This window comes from Alteromonas sp. NFXS44 (genome assembly GCF_040148705.1).
Lineage (GTDB): Bacteria > Pseudomonadota > Gammaproteobacteria > Enterobacterales > Alteromonadaceae > Alteromonas.
Map to the genome: position 1 here is coordinate 1 of NZ_JAGDEA010000001.1, position 18,054 is coordinate 18,054.

Sequence of the window (18,054 nt, forward strand, 5' to 3'; positions counted from 1 at the left end):
ATGCCTGACGGCAATAGCGACGTGGTACCACCTGAATCCATTCCGAACTCAGAAGTGAAACGCGTTAGCGGCGATGGTAGTGTGGGGTCTCCCCATGTGAGAGTAGCACACCGTCAGGCTCCCAATTACGAAGAAGCCCGCTCATCTGAGCGGGCTTTTTTCGTTTCCGAATGTATCTGCTTACGTCATACAAGACTCTTCAATTCTTAATGCTCACTCACTTCTGACATAAGCTGACTGGATATCTTTGATCAGGTTTTCGGGATCATGAATACCATACTTCAATTTTAATTCATCAATACGTGATTCGTTGCCGGTCAGAAAGTCATTAATCTGTTTGATAAGACCATGTTGCTTTATGCTCGCAAGCTTAAAACCAACGATATTGTGAGGCAGAACCGGTGACAAAGTGAATTCGCCAATCGTGGGATTTGCTTCAGACAGATAGCTGGTAACGAAGTAATCGACTTCTGCCACATCGGTTTTACCCTGCTCAACCAATTGCAGCGCCGACAGGCTGTCCTCAGTCTCTACAAAATCAATGTCACCATTTTTCTCTTTACCCTTCCAGTCGAGAGGTGTAAAGCCAAATGGTAAACTCACTTTTGAAACTTCATTGATTTCCATGTTCACATTGGTGTGCTTAATAATTGCACCGCTTAAGGTTTTCACCACATCCACAGAGTAGTGTTTTTCTGTTGATTCAGTGATACCCGGATGAAAGATTGGGTTGTCCGGATATATTAAATCAACCGTGCCTTTAGCCAACTCTATCTGCAGGCGTGGAACAGGCATTGTCTGATAAATGAATGTATGACCGGACTCACTGGCATAAAGCTCGAGAACAGCCCAGATGAAGCCCCTGTCCTGATCTGATGTGAAATTATAATGAGGGTAATAATCAAAGTTTTGCAGCCCTACAATGTAGGTTTCTGCCTTTGCAGGCTGGCTTGGGTTAATAAAGCATGACAAAAGCAAAGCAAGTGATGAGAGGCGCTTTAGCGGCTGTTTATTATTTTTAAATAACACTGTTCATGCCGGTGCTTACTCTGATTAAGAGTGCTTGAAAATTGACCATATTTTATGGAATCAATGCACAATTGCAAGTGCCGGTTTACAAACCGGCAACAAGATCTATATAACTAAAAATGGTATGAATAAGACACGTTCAGGAAGTCCAGACCGGGATTATCGCTGTTCAGGCCGCCATTTGAATAGTGCATGTACCTCAGAGCGAGTTGATTGACTTCGTGTTCATCTAAACTAAGGAGTAGTCCGAGACGATCTTCAAACTGATAATGTGAGCCAATGTTCTTACCGGCAAAATGACGGTCATTAACCAGACTTGCCCCGATACCTGCTTCAAGATATAACGGATACTTGTCGTATACCGTGGAAATTTGTTTTACCAGAACCGGAGAAAGCGCCAGTGCCAGATTAGTGTCGTGATCATTATAACGACCGTATTCCCAAACATTAAAGCTTGCCTCCCAATATAGCTTGATGTCTCCAAACCAGTCGGTATACAAAGATGTGGTAACGGGACGATAAGCAACTCTGACACCTTTAATGTCATCAAAGCCATGAAGATAATCGATCGCTACAGACTGGCCTGCCATTGAAGAGAATGTGATGCCGGATAAGAACGCGGCAAATAAACTGTATCTGAAAAGTGAAAACATGTGTTCCTCCTGAGTAATGCAACATGTTTGTGTAAACACGTTTGCAAAATGCTCACCAATAAAAAATGCACTAATTTACAGGGAGATAAATGGAGGTTTCGTAACAAACATTCAAGAATGTTTGTAAGTTGGTGTAAAGCTAAGTAAATCTTTCATAGTAGAAAACAGCATAAAAGGTTTAGTGGAAGTTCCTTGCTCCTGAATTCAATGTATCAAGCCAGCCACTTCTGTCAGTCAGCTTTCCTGCAATAATGTGAATAACCCCTTCGGGTGAACGTTCAAGAATGCCATCAACTTGCAGGATCTGTGATTTGAGATATGCCTGATGCTGATGTCTGGCGGTAGCTTGCCAGACAACCACATTCATATTGCCGGTATGATCTTCAAGGGTAAAAAAAGTCGCGCCGGATGCCGTGCCGGGGGCTTGTCTGCATGTAACGCAACCCAGTACGTGTACAACAGATTTATTGGGTCTGTTAATTAACTCCCGCGCCAGTGTCAGTTGTTTGACAGAATTGCTGCGAAGAATAAGCTCTACCGGATGCTGCTTTAACGATAATGTTGTTGACGCATAATCTTCCAGCAATGCATCTTTGTCATCTGGCGCAAAATCGAAGGGCAGTTGCTCATGCTGATCAGTGAATAAAGGCAGTGTGCTGTGCTTATCCATCATTTGCCATCTTGCACGGTAACGATTACCGGATATGCTGAAAAAAGCATCCGCACTGGCCAGAGAGGACAAATCAGATTCCGTCAAACCGGACATCTTAAGTTCAGTTAAACTCCGGTAACCTTCTTCAGGTCTCTTAGATTCAAGCAGTACAGCGCCATTTTCTGATAATCCTTTCACCAGTCGTAGTCCGAGCCGGATTTGCTTAATCCCTGCCTTCAGCTCTATCTTGTGATCAAAGTCCGACGCATTTACACAGGCCGGTAACACAGTGATCTCATGATGTCTGGCATCCTGAACCAGTTGTGAAGCCGAATAAAAGCCCATAGGCAAACTGTTGAGCAGGGCAACATAAAACTCTGCCGGAAAATAGCATTTCAACCAGCAGGATACGTAGGCCAGTACAGCGAAAGAGGCTGAATGCGATTCGGGAAACCCGTAACCCCCGAAACCTTTTATTTGTTCAAAAAGCTGTTCCGCAAAAGCCGGTTCGTAGCTCCGTTCCGTCATGCCTTTAATCAGCCTGTCACGAAATTCGTAAATGCGGCCATCTTTTTTCCAGCTCGCCATAGCGCGGCGAAGCTGATCGGCTTCCCCGCCCGAAAAGCCGGCGGCGACCATCGCCAGCTGAATAACCTGTTCCTGAAAAATAGGCACACCCATGGTTCTGGATAGTACCTGTCTGACTTCCTCTGACGGATAAGATACGACTTCTTTGCCATGACGACGCAGTAAGTAAGGATGCACCATATCGCCCTGTATCGGCCCCGGCCTGACGATAGCTATCTGTACGACTAAATCATAGTAACAACGTGGCCTGAGCCTCGGCAGCATAGTCATTTGTGCACGGGACTCAATCTGGAATGTGCCCACTGTATCGGCTTTACAAATCATATCGTAGACTTGCTGATCATCGCCCAGCGCGGTGATAAACGGTATCGATACCGGCACCGGAAACTGACGGTTTAGCAGGGCGAAGGTCTTCCGGATGGCGGTTAACATGCCTAAAGCAAGTACATCAACTTTCAGTAAACCTAAGGTTTCTAGATCATCTTTGTCCCATTGAATGACAGTGCGGTCTGCCATCGCAGCATTTTCAACAGGTACCAGTTCATATAACGGACCGGCCGAAATGACAAACCCTCCCACATGCTGAGACAGGTGTCTCGGGAAACCCGTAATTTGTTCAGTTAAGCTGATTAACTGACTCACCTTAGGGTTTAGCGGATTTAAACCGCAGGATTCAATTTGAGTTTGCCAGGGCACGGCTCTGTCGCGCCGGTTTATATTTTTAATCACATAATCCAGTTGGGATTCGGGAAAACCCAGCGCCTTACCTGTTTCGCGAAATGCGCTTTTAAACCTGAAGCTGATTACTGTCGCTGCCAGCGCTGTGCGTTCACGGCCGTATTTGCTGTAAATATACTGAATGACTTCTTCCCGCCGGCTGTGTTCAAAATCCACATCAATATCCGGCGGCTCATTTCTTTCTTTAGAAATGAAGCGCTCAAATAAAACATTTATCTGTCTGGGATCGACAGCGGTGATTTCAAGGCAATAGCACACAACCGAGTTCGCAGCAGAGCCCCGACCCTGATATAAAATATCGTTAGCGGCAGCAAACTGAACAATATCGTAAATGGTCAGAAAGAAATATTCGTATTGCTGTTCCTCAATCAGTGTCAGCTCTTTTTCTATAATGGCCCGCACAGCGTCAGATATCCCTTCCGGAAATCGCCTTGTAATGCCTTCTTCGACGCATTTTCTCAGCCAGCTTGTTGCGGTATAACCAGCCGGAACCAGTTCCGCAGGATATTGATATTTGAGTTCGTCCGGACTGAATACACATTGCGATGCAATTCTGGATGCGGTTGCAAGCCAGGCTGCCGGATACAGTTTTTGTAATTTACTTAGCGGACGGAGTGCTCTTTCTGCATTAGAGACAGCATGAAGGCCCAGTTTGTCTACCGTGGTATTTTCCTTCATAGCATGCATGACATGTTGTAATGCAAGCCGCTCGCTGTGATGAAAAAGGGCGTGGGTACACGCTGTTACCGGCAATGAAAAACTATCATGAAGTGCCTCATACTGAGCGAAACGAAGATGATCTCTGCCATCAAGGTGACGGACAGCGCCGATGTATGTTCTTTCAGGATGATAGCGTTTGAACCATTCTCCCCAGCGGACATTTTCTTCATCACTATGGTGAGGAAGCCAGATGATAATACAGTGCCGGACAGATTTGATGTCCCACTCTGCCAGCGCATAATCTCCTTTGGGACTGCGTCGTCTGGCATTGGTGATGATACGGCACAGTTCGCTCCATGCTTTTTTATCCGGGCAGAGCAGCACAAATTGCAATGATTCGCCGAAATTAAACAGGCTTCCGCAGATCAGTTTTACCGGTAAGTGATGGCGCGATATCTCGCTGTGCGCCCGCACAATACCAGCCACAGAACATTCATCAGTGATAGCAATAGCCTGATAGCTCAGGAATGCTGCTGTGGTTACCAGTTCTTCCGGTGAAGACGCACCATAAAGAAAACTGAAGTTACTTTGAGTAACGAGTTCTGCATATTGCATTCAGGCATACCAGCCGCTGATGTACCATCCACCCTGTTCCCTGAATATCTGCATGCGCTGACCGTGTTGATTCAGCGCGATGAAGTAATCTCTTTGTTCCGGTGCATTGTCCCACCAACCGCTTTCTATTCTCACCGGGCCGAACTCAATTTTAGGCGTTCCTGTCAGGCGTTGTGGCTGAGATAAAATAAAGGCAGGAATATGTTGTGCAGCCTGTTCACTGAAAGCGTGAGAGCGGGGCGCTTTTGCCATCGTAAACCGGTGGTCCTCCGGCCAGGCGGCGCCAGAAACTGCTTGATTACCCAACCGGGCGGTGAGTTTACTCAGTAATTGCTGGCGGGCGAAGAAATGCTTCCTGGCATTAAAAAAGTCGGCTTCAGTACCGGCATATTCATTAATTTCACCGGCACATAACGTGAATTGAATAACCGGCTCAGCCAGTTCTGTCGTTTCCAGTTTAAGGGCAATCAGGTTCGCCCATTCATCAAAGCTGAAGCGAAGATCTGATTTTCTGATATCCAGCGTCACAGGGTCTGTTTCTCTGTAACAGAGGGTTAGAATGAGCCACTGCGTGCCGGCATTCCGGAGTCGCAGAAAAATGCCTAAATCCTTCAAAATTTTACCGAGGTACGCATTCAGTTTATCTGTACCGGTTACTTCAAAAGGCAGAATAACCGTTTGTTCGAAGGTCGCAGGCGGATGATAAAACGGTCCTGCACGATAACTGTCTCCTTTCAGTGAGAACAGATATTTGAGTAAATCGCTGTTAAAGCGCTTACCAATTTCAGTGGCAGGTAATTCAAACAAGGCTCCCAGGTGTTTTATGCCAGCTCTGTATAACGCATGACTCTCTTTCTGACTGAGCAGTAATGAAGAAACGGGAAGATCATTAAGGGCCCGGCGAATTGATGCATTCTCCAGCAGCAGAATATTTGTTTTTTGCCTTGCAAGTACGCGGGCCGCGTCCGGGCTCCATGCTGAAGCATAATGACACCGTATGTTGCGTGAGAGGATCACTGCTTTTACGGCCTCCCATATTTGTTCGTAGCTGCCGTAATAGCGCACCAGATTATCGATACGTATTGCCAGTCCATCCGGCGGGCTTACTGAGATCTCTGCGACACACTCATAAAGTTGAGAGGCCAGATTTTTCAGTAATGACAATTCCATGGATTCATCGTAATCGATGAGCTCCAGGTTTTCACATAAGGCCGCGGCCTGAGCCAGTCCCATTTCCTGCTCAATGCCTGCTGCACGGGCAGTCCGGTTTAACTGAATAAGGGCATTGCGTTTCTGGTGGTAAACCGCAACAGGTAAACTGTTGTCAGTGGCTCCTGCATGCAGTGCGTTATCCAGCGTCAGCCGGTAACAGTATACATACAGCCAGCGCTGATCAGCCATGACGGGCACCATCCTGCTCCGGCAGACGGTTAAAACGGGACATTGCTGATGCAATAGCACTGTTATCCGGCGTGTATTTAAAGCGCTCTTTTACTCCCCGGACTGGCCAGCCTTTCAATTGCTTATTGATATTCACTTCAAAACCTTCAGTTGCCGGCATAAAAAGTAAATCTAAGGCGATGGGAAGCGGGTGTTGTATATTCTCAGGATGTTCGAAAAGTACCACCATACATTCATGCTGAGCAGCCGCCACCTGAAGCCGCCGGGCCTGTCCGGGGAGGATAGATTTTGTCCAGCAGCATACCAGTGAGCAGGCATCAGATTTGATGGCTTCTTCCGTTGCCCAGCCACACAAATCATCCGGTGCTGTGACAAGTTTGCAGTCAGAAGGATTTAAGCCGGTCCGGTTCAGCCAGGGGGCGGTAAGCATACCGGGCGCATTAATAAACACCGCCAGCGTTTCAGCTTGTAATGAATTGAATACAGATTTGAGAAATGACAATTCACCGCAACCCGGCAGACACACGATTCGGATTACCCCGGATGCAGGGAAGCCTCCAGACAATGCTGAATCAAAATGAGTGAATCCCGTCGCAAGCAGGCGGCTTTGTTTCATCTGAGCCTGACTGCCACGCCAGACTCCGGGGTGCATTTCAACCAGAGAAAGCGAATTTGCCATAATAATTTACCTGTATATCTATACAGTATTATAGGCAGAAAAAAACAGTGATCAAGACACCTGTTTATCTTTCAACAGAGTGATTGTTTTCTAAAGCAATGTTATTCAGACGCGGAAGAAGAGGCGCGGGGAGCCAGTAACCCTGATGTCATAAGATCACAGGCTTTAATAAAGCCATCGGCGGTATTTTTAACCCAACTGATACGTACATCATTAGGTTGTTCCTGCATAAAGCTTTTGATGTCTTCCATAGAAAGTTCGGTATCACGCAAAGCGATATTGAGCCCTTCTTCAATTGAATGTCCCTTCTCACAATTATCAAAAATAATCTTTGCAGATGAGGACACAATCAAGATTAAAACATCATACTTTTTACCACTGATAAGGCCTTTGCTACTGGCGGATTCAACCCGTTCGATAAAGATTTGCTGCAGAGATTTGGCCGTAGTACTCAAAGTGACAAAAGCACTATTGGCTTTACTGGCATTTTGCTTTGCCAGATGCTTATTTGAATTGACTAATTTCTGTAAGCTTTGCACTTTAAGCACAAAAAATATCAGGATTAAAACTAATACTGCAATAATGCTAAAAGCCAGCAAAGCAACAACTCCGGTCAGTTAAGGAAATTCAGTCTTTCTTCGGCGTGTAAATCGGGCTTGGGAACGCGGTTACTTTTTCAGAAAGTTGCGTGATTTTTGCCGTGCCCTGTTTTTTTACAGCATCAATGCGTAACACATTGTGCATAGGTACATACGTCCTTTCGACATCTGAAAACTCTGTTTTCAGTTTCTCATGGCTTGGATCAACCACGAGACTGGTATGAGTATCCCAGACAAAATCACCAATTTCTACAAAGCCGAACATACTGTCCTGACTTAATTCCCTCACATATAACTCATAGCGTTCGCCGTTACTGACAAACTGGATGCGGTACAAAGGGTCGTTACTACTCATGAAATTGAAAACCTAAGATGCACATTCGGGAGCATGATTTTACGGTTTTCTGTTAAACCTGCAATGGGGTTAGCAGAGCTTCTGTGGCAATGACCATCTCTTCACGGTTTTCAGCAAGGATGCCGTTTACGGCAAAGCCCTGAACATAACTGGTAAGCTGAAGGGCTGCAGACTCAATATTGATGTCCGGTTTTATTTCCCCTGACAATTTGGCTTTTTCCAGACAACCGATGAAATCGAGTTGCAGACGGTCCAGGTAGTGTCTTCCCATTTCTCTGATTGTGGGATCCTGTTTCCCCAGTTCGCAAACACAGTTAATCAATAAACAGCCTCTGCCGTAGACCAGGGGGATATATCGCAAAAAGAAAGTATTGATGGCGGTGATGCCGTGGTGGTTTTCCAGTTCACTGACTACGGGCATCAGCTGAGTTTTCTGATAATGCTCTAAAACTTTGTACAGGAACTGTTGTTTAGAACCAAATTCCAGATAAAAACCGCGCCGGTTAAAAGAGGTGCGGGCGATAATTTCATCCATGATGGCGCCGTGGAAACTATATTCAAGGAATATGTCCACAGCTTGTCCGAGTATCTCGTCTATATCGTATTGTGCGCTTCTTGGCATAGCGGTCGCATTAGTGTGTACTTCTATTGAGCGTAGCGTAAACCATGGAAGTATCAAGGGATAGGGTTAATCGCCTTGCTTAAATCATCTTCCGGGTTAACATGCCCGTGGTTTATGCAATTTTGAAGATGATTATGATAAGAAAATTAATCCTGAGCGGGCTGTTCGCTGCGTCTGCTATTACGGGTGTTGCGGCGCAGGATGATGCCGTTAGCAGCCATTTCAATCCTGACACGAACAGAATCAAATCTCACCTGTTCTTCCTTGCTGATGATTTGCTGGAAGGCCGTGATACCGGTTCCCGCGGGCACGATATTGCTGCGTTATATATTGCCACCGAATTTGCCAAATATGGTCTTAAACCGGCCGGTACGGATGGTTTTATGCAACCAGTACCTTTCCGTAAGGCCAGTCTGGTGCAGGAATCTCCCGAATTTACTTATCAGACGGAAGGCGGGACTTTGTCTTTTGCTTACCCTAAAGATTATTTGACCGGTCCAGATTTAATGACCACCGACTCTGCTCTGAGCGGTGAGATGGTCTTCGCCGGTTATGGCATTATTGCTGATGAACTGAATCACGATGACTACGCCGGTCTGGATGTGGAAGGCAAAATAGTAGTGGTACTCTCCGGTAAGCCGGCCTCTTTCCCCAGTGAAGAAGGGGCGCACTTCGCGTCGGGTTATCAGAAACAGTTTTATGCTGCACAGCATGGTGCCATTGGTATGATAACGGTTTCTACGCCAGTGGCTGAAAAAGTACGGCCGTATCAGAATATGCTCAGCTACATTCATACTCCCCGTATGGCATGGCTGGATGAAAACGGCGTACCGGCGAACACGTTCGCACAGCTGAAAAGCAGTGCTTATCTTGCCGAGCCGGCTGCACAGCAATTATTTGCCAATGCCCCTGTTTCTTTGAATGATATTTATGCGGAGCTGGAAGAAGACAAATCGCCGGCTGGTTTTGTGATTCCGGGGACGATTTCTCTGAGTAAAAAGAGTCTGCATTCTCAAATTTCCAGCCCGAATGTGGTGGGTATGATTGAAGGCAGCGATCCAACCCTTAAAAATGAGTATGTGGTTTTTTCTGCCCACTCCGATCATATCGGCTTTGCCAAAACAGTTAAGAAAGACAACATCAATAACGGTGCCATGGACAATGCCTCAGGTACTGCCGTGATGCTCGAAACGGCAAGGCTGTTCAGTGACTTACCTGAAAAACCAGCCCGGTCAATTTTGTTTGTTTCCGTAACCGGCGAAGAAAAAGGGCTGCTGGGCGCTGATTATTTCGCCCGTAATCCAACTGTACCGGTAACATCCATGGTGGCTGACGTGAATCTGGATATGCCAATCCTGACCTATCCCTTTGCTGATGTCATTGCATTTGGTGCCAGTCACAGCGATATGAAAGCGTCAGTAGAAGAGGCGGCAGGCAATGCCGGCATTACTCTGAGCCCGGACCCCTGGCCAGAGCAGGCATTGTTTACCCGCTCTGATCACTATGCTTTTGTAAAGCAGGGTGTGCCTTCGGTGTTTATGGTACCCGGTCTGACATCTAAAGATCCTGATATAGATGGCAGTAAAAAATTCGGTGAGTTTCTGGCAACCCATTATCACAAGCCCAGTGACGATATTAACCAGCCATTTAACTGGGAAGCTGCAAAAACTTTCACCCGTGTGAACGCTGAAATCGGACTGACACTGGCTACTCAGCCTAAACGTCCGGAGTGGAATGACGGAGACTTCTTCGGCAATACATTCAGTAAGCAGTAGTTTCAGAGTTTGTAAGCTTAACGAAAAAGAGCGCAGTATCGCGCTCTTTGTATTTCCGGTACAGACAAATCAGATAAAGACCTGTCTGAACATCTGCCATTGTTCGTTGAACTGCTCAGTAGGCTTGCGGGTAAAACCACTGCGGATGAACTGGTTTATCCGGCCGTCGACATAACAAATCATCATATTGGCTACTACACCTTCGTCTGCAGCCAGCGTTTTACCTTCCCGTAACTTGCGCTCACGCAAAATTTGCTTCAGTTGGGTTTCCAGCCTTTCGAATAACTTGGCAATCCGTGCACGCAACCGGTCCTGTTCACCCATCAGGGCATCGCCATTTAGGATGCGGGTTATGCCGGGATTCTTCTCTGCAAAGCCCAGTAACAAGTGCAAAATGAGCTGGCACCGTGCTGCTGAGTCCTTTTCCTCGTTCAGAATTTTATTGATACGGGAGAATAACGTTTCTTCAATAAATTCGATCAGTCCTTCGAACATCCGTGCTTTACTCGGAAAATGACGATAAAGCGCGGCTTCTGATACACCTACTTTTTCAGCGAGTTTCGCGGTCGTGATGCGTTGGCCCTGGTGTGTTTCCAGCATGCCAGCCAGTGCTTGAAGTATCTGCGCCCGGCGATTTGTTTTCTTTACAGCAGGCATAAGGCGAGTGTTTCCTCTGCTTCAGGATCAGTTCTCAATCCCGGTTCCATTTTAAAGTGGTCTGTGTTTTTGATTATCTTATGTCGGTTTATCGACCGGCAGACCATTAATTTGATTGTTTATTATTATATTGTTTTGCAACCAGCGCGATTAGCGATTTGGCTAACTCTGTTTTATTCGACGGAGGCAACTGTACGTCATCCTCTTTCCAGATGACATGCAGCGCATTTTCGTCACTGTTAAAGCCAAGCCCTTCCAGGGTGATGTCATTCGCAGCAATCATGTCGAGGTTTTTATTTTCTAGTTTGCCCCGCGCATAAGCTTCCACATTCTGGCTTTCAGCAGCAAACCCTACCGTAAATGGCGGAGAGGGTAATGCAGCTACAGTCTTAAGAATATCAGGGTTTTTAACAAAAGTAAGTGTTAACTTATCATCAGATTTTTTGATCTTATTTTCTGCCTGATGGTTAATACGATAATCGGCAACGGCTGCCGCTGCAATGAAGATTTGCGCTGAGTTAATCTCACTCATGACTGCTTCGAGCATATCATCAGCAGTTTGCACACTGATGCGTTTTACCCCGGGTGGTACTGTCAGGGAAACCGGGCCGGACACCAGCACAACCTCTGCGCCCTGCTCAGCCGCAGCCTGTGCTACGGCGTATCCCATTTTGCCACTGCTGTGATTTGATAAGTATCTGACCGGGTCAATGGGCTCTCTGGTTGGTCCCGCAGTAATGACAACTTTTTTACCTTCCAGCTTATTACCGGTCAGGGCACTGGCTAATGCAGATACGATAAGTTCCGGTTCTTCCATTCTGCCCGGTCCCACATCGCCACATGCCTGTTCGCCTGCTGCCGGCCCGATGAAACGGATGGCACGAAGTTGCAATTTTTGCAGGTTATCCTGCGTTGCCCGTGCCTGCCACATTTGCTGATTCATGGCAGGAGCAATGAAAACCTGAGCCGTGGTTGCAAGGTACAATGTTGAAAGCAGGTCATCCGCCAGGCCATGCGCCAGTTTAGCCATGCAGTGCGCCGTGGCCGGTGCAATCAATAAAACATCGGCCCATTTCGCCAGTTCGATATGACCCATTCCGGCTTCAGCCTGCTCGTCCAGCAACTCGCTGTGAACCTGATGGCCGGAAACCGCCTGTAACGATAATGAACTGACAAATTCTGTTGCACCACGTGTCAGTACCACTCTCACGTCAGCGCCCTGCGCTTTCAGTTTTCTTACCAGATCCGGTGTTTTATAGGCAGCAATACCGCCGGTAACACCCAGAAGAATTTTTTTATTGAATAAGTGCATAGTGCATTTTTCAGACAATAAGATTGCTGTAAGCCTACCAGATGTTTTCTGTTACCGGTAGACAGAGCGATCTGGCATTGCAGCCAGTAGTGAGCTTGTTTGTTAAAGCGTAGGCTGTTGTTCCGTATGATAAAGGAACAGATATGACCGGGTTAAAAACATGGCCGCTGGCTGAAAGGCCAAGGGAAAAGTTGTTTGAAAAAGGCGTGGCAGCCCTTTCTGATGCTGAAGTGCTGGCAGTGTTATTTGGCTGCGGTATGGGTGGTGCAGGGGCGTTGTGTATCGCGCGGAATCTACTGGTCGAGTTCGGTTCTCTGCGGGAAGTAGTGTGTGCAAAAAAAGCCCGTTTATGTGATATCAAAGGAGTAGGCGATATGCGTTATGCTCAAATTGCCGCAGTATCGGAAATATCCCGCAGAGTCCTGGAAACCCCGTTGAAATCGAGATCGGTATTTAATCATGTCAGTGATGTAGAAGCCTTCCTGCTGGCATCTTTGCGTCATGAGTATAAAGAGCATTTTGCCATTATGTGCCTTAACAGCCAGCACCATCTTATTGCCTTCAGAACACTTTTCACCGGCACATTGAATGCAGCAGCCGTGTATCCCCGTGAGATTGTAAAGCAGGTCATAGATGACAACGCCGCTGCGGTCATTCTGGTCCATAACCATCCTTCCGGCGTATCAGATCCCAGTGATGCCGATATTCTTCTTACGCGGGATGTAAAACATGCGCTCAATCTTATTGATGTCAGTGTGTTAGATCATTTTATCGTAGGAGATAATTCTGTGTTTTCTTTAGCACAGAAAGGATTGATGTAATTTTGAACCTTGCTATACTGAAGTCTACGATCCTGACAGATCGTCGGCGATCCATGCGACGAGCATGTGAAACGTATATTTTTTACGACCAAATTATGCCTGGAGAGTAGTCACTTAGTGACAAATGCTTTAGGATAGTGCGTCGGTGGATTTTTAATAAAGGACAATTATGAAACAGTCATTAATTTCATTAGTCATCGGTGCAACCATGGCTTTTGGTGCTGTTGCACAAGACAACTCTGGTAACAGCTCTAACGGTGCAGAAGGGAGCATGACTGCCGGTTCTATCGCTACTGGTGTTATCGGCCTGGGCGTATTAGGCGCAATCGTGAGCAACAACCGTGGTTCAGCTGACCTGGATGATGGCGTTGTAGATCCAGATCCAACTTGTAACGATGGTGACGAGCTGGTTGACGGTGTATGTGTTGGCTCAACGACTACAGTAACTGACACTGTTACTGTATCTGGTACGCAAACTATTACAGTTACTACTCCTATCACAGTAACTTATACTTACGCACCTCAGTAAGTTCTGAATGTATTTTGAAAGCCGCCCCTTAACCGGAGCGGCTTTTTTATTTCTGGTGTACCCCGCCGTTTTTTCATCGCTTTACTAATAAGATGTTTAAGAATATGTTCCGCAGGATTCTTTCTTCTCTGTTCGCCTTAGCACTGGTCAGCGGTTGTTCCAGCACGAATAAAGCTTATTACGACACGCTCAAACTGGCCTTCACGCAATCTGACAACACCGTTTCCTCTGAAACTCTGAGACAAAGCAAAGCGGATTTAATGGCCGTTAAACATGGTGATCGTGTGCAGATCATCATGGCGCTGGCCTATATCGAAGGTGAAACACAAACCTGGGTATCCGCTGATCATGCCTTACTATCCATGCAAAAGGGCGTGATTACCGAAACCCACGGACTCGCAAACGATTTAATTTATCACTCAGATCTTTTGGCTAATCCACTGTTTGATCCAACCGGCGCAGCGTTGTCATGGGATTATCTGGTGGACGTTGAAAATTATGGCTACGGACTGGATGTACAAACTGTCTGGCAGCGCAGTGAGGCAAGCCAGTTAACGATTATGGATCATGAATTTTCCGTATATCTGATTGAACAAACAGTCAATTTTAACGGCGCCAGCCCGTTTTATGAAACGGGGAAACAGTGGGTAAACCGTTACTGGTTTGATGATAAAAGTGGTGAAATGCTGAAATCTGAACAACTGTTATCGCCGGCCGGAGAGTTAATTACCATGACATATCTGAGCCGTGCCCGGCGACTGATTGATGATCAGGAGGTGAAGCCATGAAAGCATTGTTGGCGCTAATCATTATCTCATTATTCAGTGCATCTACGCCGGCATCGGTGAATGTAAAAGTAAATGGTCAGCAGTACCGTTATCTGAATCCGGTCAGGCTGTCTCTTATTTTGCAGACAACCGCAAAAAATGGCGACTGGTACTGGCCCGCCTGTGCTATTTACAGCGAGGACACTGCAGACGTTGAAGCCATGCGCAAAGACGTGTTGCAGTCCATTGATGCGGTAGCTGTAGATTTAAGTGTGAACGACGATAAAGCGATTGCACTGAACGCTCTTAAAAGGCAGGTAGAAAACTGGACGCTGGCAAAACGCCTGCCTGTAAAGTTGAACCGGAACGCGGCCCGGCTTGACGTGAAGCAAAATCCTATGCTGCAGGAAGGGAATTACGCCATTTACCTTACCGGCAGACCGGATACCGTGTGGCTCAGTGGCATGGTGAAAACGCCGGGGTCATACGAATACCGCAATCAGAGTACGCCGGCAGATTACGCTGAAGGGGTGAACCTGAGAGGCTATGCCGACTCTGATTATGTGTATGTCATTTCCTCCCGCGGAGAAATCACTAAACAGAATATCGCGTACTGGGGGAAATCTTATTCTCAAGTCATGCCCGGCAGTCAAATTTATGTGCCGCTGTTTACCTGGTTGTTATCGCCTGACGTTGATGATTTAAATGAAAAAGTGGCCAGTCTTGCTGTTCACAGGGTGCTGCCATGATGAAATTTAAAGGAACGCACACACGTTGTGCGGTAGCTGTTGCTGCTGCCTGTTTTAGTAGTGCTGCGATGAGTAACGACAGCGTAACGCTTCAGGTTCAGCCTTCACAGATGGTGCAGGGCGGAACCGGGCTGATTCAGACACCGACTTCGCGGATGGGTGAGGAAGGTGACTTATTTATTAATTACACCGACAATCAGGAATACCGGTTCTGGTCGGTGAATTTACAGTTGTACGACTGGATGCAGGCCACTGCCCGTTATACCGACGTACGTACCCGGCTTTACAGCGATGTACCAAGTTTCAGTGGCGATCAAACGTTGAAAGACAAAGGTCTGGATGTAAAATTCAGATTATTGAAAGAAGGGTTTTATTTCCCTGAAGTGTCGCTGGGTTTCCGTGACTTTGGTGGCACCGGTTTTTTCGAAAGCGAATATGTCACAGCATCAAAAGCCTGGGGGCCGTTCGACTTTCACCTTGGCCTTGGCTGGGGTTATATGGGCACCGCCGACGATATTACTAATCCTTTCTGTAAGCTGAAAGACAGTTACTGCGACCGGCCAGCCGGATACTCCGGCCGGGGCGGTAAAGTTGACTATCAGCAATTCTTCAAAGGCCCTATGGCTGTATTTGGTGGTATTGAGTATCAGACTCCCTGGGAGCCTCTGCGCCTCAAGCTGGAATACGAAGGAAACAATTATACCAATGACCGGGCGGGTGCACTGGAGCAGGATACCCGTTTTAACATCGGTGCTGTGTACCGTTGGAAAGGATTCGACTTTTCTGCAAACTATCAGCGCGGAAATACATTCGGATTTGGTGTGACTTATCACTTCAATATGAATACCGCTAAACAGGTGAAAATAGATAAGCCGCCCAGAGATATCGTGCAGTCAAAACCTGCTGCAGGTGTGGATTCCGTTAATAAGCGCCGCTTATACCGTGACCTGGCATTTGATGGCGGCTTTATTCTTTCTGATGCCTCTATCGAAGAAGATAAAGCCATTTTCTACGGTAATCAGATTGCATACCGTGACAAAAATGAGGCGGCTGAGCGGATTGGGCGTATTGCTGCGTCTGAGTTGCCTGAGTCGGTGAAGTCTTATCATATCGTCGAAAATGCAGGTCGTTTACCGCTGGTGGATACTGTCATTGATGCGGATGCATTTAAAGTGGCTGCTAAATACGAAAATATCGAAGCAGATATTAAGCAGACATACACACGACAGGCGCCGGAAGACAATGTACTCGATAAGTACGATCCGGAAAAAACCAGCGGATTGTTCCATTCTGTCGACTTCTTCTATACGCAGACATTCGGTAACCCGGAAGATTTTTATCTTTATCAGGGCGGCCTGATCCTGAGTGGCGGCTATGCGATAAACCAGAACTGGACCGCAATTTCCAGTATCCGCGCCACACTCTTCGACAATTTCGACAAGTTCAGCTTTACTGTTGACCAGGATACCTCAACCCTTCCCCGTGTACGTACCTACGTGCGTGAATATGTGGAAAATGACTTGTGGGTTGATACCGCCTTCATGCAGTGGAATGACAGTCTTGGCAATGATTTCTTCGCCCAGGCTTACGGTGGTTACCTGGAAACCATGTACGGAGGTGCTGGTGGTGAAGTACTCTGGCGTCCTGTAGACAGTTCTCTGGCGTTTGGTGTGGACGTAAATTACGTTAAGCAGCGTGATTATGATGATCAGTTCAGTTTCCTGGACTATACAGCCTTCACCGGCCATATCAGTGCTTACTGGGAACCTGAGTTTCTGGATGACACCATGCTGACGGTGAGCGCCGGACAGTTCCTTGCTAAGGACAAAGGGGTGAATATTGATTTCGCCAAGCGCTTCGACAGCGGTATTGTGGTGGGAGCGTATGCTGCATTTACCGATGTATCGTCAGAAGAGTACGGAGAAGGAAGCTTTACCAAAGGTTTCTATATTTCCGTGCCGCTGGATTTATTTACGCTGAAGCCGGCGAAAGGGCGTGGTACGTTCCCCTGGATCCCGATTTCACGTGATGGCGGACAAATGTTAAGACGGCCGGCGAGACTGATTGATTTCACGAATGCGCGATCGTCATTCCTGGATTGATCTGATCATTGAGTAAAAGATCTGCGATCAGATCGTTACAGGATCGATTTTAGGTGGTATTATGCGCCCCCGATTGTGCGTGACGGATGAATTTTCATGGTCTGCGCGCGGCTAAAAAATGAGTTAGCGTAAAAAATGTCGCGATGAAAAGAAGGTTTTTAGCCTTTTTTATTGAAATCTGCGTCTGTTTGCTGTATAAAATGCGCCCTCTAATTTATCGTAATATCGTCAACTGACCCGGAATACTTATTAGGTGGGATCGATTGGCGCGACAGTTTTGTAGTTCTGGAGACAAATACAATGTCAAGAGTATGCCAAGTTACTGGTAAGCGTCCAGCGGTTGGTAATAACCGTTCGCACGCGCGCAATGCGACTCGTCGTCGCTTTTTGCCAAATCTTCAAACTCACCGTTTTTGGGTTGAGAGCGAAAACCGTTTTGTTAAACTGCGTCTGTCTGCTAAAGGCATGCGTATCATCGATAAAAAGGGTATCGATTCAGTTCTGACTGATCTTCGTGCCCGTGGTGAGAAAATCTAAGGAAGCCGACAATGCGTGATAAAATTAAATTAGTTTCTTCAGCAGGTACAGGTTTCTTCTACACCACTGACAAAAACAAGCGTAACATGCCTGGCAAAATGGAGATCAAAAAATACGATCCCGTTGTGCGTAAGCACGTTATGTTCAAAGAGGCAAAAATCAAGTAATAAAACTTGCTTTTGTCTCCACGAAAACCCGGCTCTTGCCGGGTTTT

The 18,054-nt window shown here is 46.7% G+C and carries 18 protein-coding genes and 1 rRNA gene; 9 read left to right on the forward strand and 10 right to left on the reverse strand.

Going from position 1 to position 18,054, the window contains the following annotated elements:
* Positions 1-3 precede the first annotated feature (3 nt).
* A 5S ribosomal RNA gene (gene rrf, locus J3369_RS00005) occupies positions 4-119 on the forward strand.
* Positions 120-213: 94 nt separating this feature from the next.
* On the opposite strand, the gene J3369_RS00010 is transcribed toward rrf, so the two are convergent.
* The 8 genes from J3369_RS00010 to J3369_RS00045 all read right to left on the reverse strand — a co-directional run bounded on the left by J3369_RS00010 (position 214) and on the right by J3369_RS00045 (position 8,591).
* A complete protein-coding gene (locus tag J3369_RS00010; protein ID WP_349582252.1) occupies positions 214-1,029 on the reverse strand; it encodes a transporter substrate-binding domain-containing protein in 816 nt (271 codons plus the stop codon).
* A 113-nt stretch (positions 1,030-1,142) separates the two neighbouring features.
* Complete coding sequence (locus tag J3369_RS00015) at positions 1,143-1,682, reverse strand: acyloxyacyl hydrolase (protein ID WP_349582254.1); 540 nt, start codon at positions 1,680-1,682, stop codon at positions 1,143-1,145.
* 178 nt (positions 1,683-1,860) lie between these two features.
* Entirely contained in the window at positions 1,861-4,935 is a 3,075-nt protein-coding gene (locus J3369_RS00020; protein ID WP_349582256.1) for an error-prone DNA polymerase, read from the reverse strand.
* Positions 4,936-6,336, reverse strand: a complete 1,401-nt coding sequence (locus J3369_RS00025; RefSeq protein ID WP_349582257.1) for a Y-family DNA polymerase — start codon at positions 6,334-6,336, stop codon at positions 4,936-4,938.
* Complete coding sequence (locus tag J3369_RS00030; RefSeq protein ID WP_349582259.1) at positions 6,329-7,015, reverse strand: hypothetical protein; 687 nt, start codon at positions 7,013-7,015, stop codon at positions 6,329-6,331. Before J3369_RS00030 ends, J3369_RS00025 begins: the two co-directional genes overlap by 8 nt.
* Before the next feature lie 101 nt (positions 7,016-7,116).
* Positions 7,117-7,614, reverse strand: coding sequence for a hypothetical protein (locus J3369_RS00035; RefSeq protein WP_349582261.1), 498 nt, complete (start codon positions 7,612-7,614; stop codon positions 7,117-7,119).
* Between the two features lie 28 nt (positions 7,615-7,642).
* Entirely contained in the window at positions 7,643-7,969 is a 327-nt protein-coding gene (locus J3369_RS00040; RefSeq protein ID WP_303573149.1) for a DUF1820 family protein, read from the reverse strand.
* A 52-nt stretch (positions 7,970-8,021) separates the two neighbouring features.
* A complete protein-coding gene (locus J3369_RS00045) occupies positions 8,022-8,591 on the reverse strand; it encodes a TetR/AcrR family transcriptional regulator (protein ID WP_119499457.1) in 570 nt (189 codons plus the stop codon).
* A gap of 134 nt (positions 8,592-8,725) precedes the next feature.
* On the opposite strand from J3369_RS00045, the gene J3369_RS00050 reads away from it, so the two are divergent.
* A complete protein-coding gene (locus J3369_RS00050; RefSeq protein WP_349582263.1) occupies positions 8,726-10,366 on the forward strand; it encodes a M28 family metallopeptidase in 1,641 nt (546 codons plus the stop codon).
* A gap of 69 nt (positions 10,367-10,435) precedes the next feature.
* Here the strand turns inward: J3369_RS00050 and slmA are convergent, their stop codons facing one another.
* The gene (gene slmA, locus J3369_RS00055; protein ID WP_119499458.1) at positions 10,436-11,023 is read right to left on the reverse strand and encodes a nucleoid occlusion factor SlmA; all 588 of its coding nucleotides are present in this window, start codon (positions 11,021-11,023) and stop codon (positions 10,436-10,438) included.
* A 106-nt stretch (positions 11,024-11,129) separates the two neighbouring features.
* Positions 11,130-12,335 carry a bifunctional phosphopantothenoylcysteine decarboxylase/phosphopantothenate--cysteine ligase CoaBC gene (coaBC, locus tag J3369_RS00060; protein WP_349582265.1) on the reverse strand — a complete coding sequence of 402 codons (1,206 nt, stop codon included), beginning with the start codon at positions 12,333-12,335 and terminating at the stop codon, positions 11,130-11,132.
* Between the two features lie 143 nt (positions 12,336-12,478).
* Here coaBC and radC point away from each other — a divergent pair, with 143 nt between their 5' ends.
* The 7 genes from radC to rpmG all read left to right on the forward strand — a co-directional run bounded on the left by radC (position 12,479) and on the right by rpmG (position 18,007).
* On the forward strand, positions 12,479-13,156 hold the full coding sequence (gene radC / locus J3369_RS00065) for a RadC family protein (protein ID WP_349582267.1): 678 nt from the start codon (positions 12,479-12,481) through the stop codon (positions 13,154-13,156).
* Between the two features lie 169 nt (positions 13,157-13,325).
* Positions 13,326-13,685, forward strand: a complete 360-nt coding sequence (locus tag J3369_RS00070; RefSeq protein ID WP_303573151.1) for a hypothetical protein — start codon at positions 13,326-13,328, stop codon at positions 13,683-13,685.
* 104 nt (positions 13,686-13,789) lie between these two features.
* Positions 13,790-14,473, forward strand: a complete 684-nt coding sequence (locus J3369_RS00075; RefSeq protein WP_349582270.1) for a YjbF family lipoprotein — start codon at positions 13,790-13,792, stop codon at positions 14,471-14,473.
* The gene (locus J3369_RS00080) at positions 14,470-15,201 is read left to right on the forward strand and encodes a capsule biosynthesis GfcC family protein (protein ID WP_349582272.1); all 732 of its coding nucleotides are present in this window, start codon (positions 14,470-14,472) and stop codon (positions 15,199-15,201) included. The genes J3369_RS00075 and J3369_RS00080 overlap by 4 nt, the downstream gene beginning before the upstream one ends.
* Positions 15,198-17,303 (forward strand): YjbH domain-containing protein, encoded by a 2,106-nt coding sequence (locus J3369_RS00085; protein ID WP_349582275.1) that lies wholly within the window; start codon positions 15,198-15,200, stop codon positions 17,301-17,303. Before J3369_RS00080 ends, J3369_RS00085 begins: the two co-directional genes overlap by 4 nt.
* Positions 17,304-17,603: 300 nt before the next feature.
* The gene (rpmB, locus tag J3369_RS00090) at positions 17,604-17,840 is read left to right on the forward strand and encodes a 50S ribosomal protein L28 (protein ID WP_119499464.1); all 237 of its coding nucleotides are present in this window, start codon (positions 17,604-17,606) and stop codon (positions 17,838-17,840) included.
* An 11-nt stretch (positions 17,841-17,851) separates the two neighbouring features.
* Complete coding sequence (rpmG, locus tag J3369_RS00095) at positions 17,852-18,007, forward strand: 50S ribosomal protein L33 (protein ID WP_012516577.1); 156 nt, start codon at positions 17,852-17,854, stop codon at positions 18,005-18,007.
* The last annotated feature ends 47 nt before the right edge of the window (positions 18,008-18,054 follow it).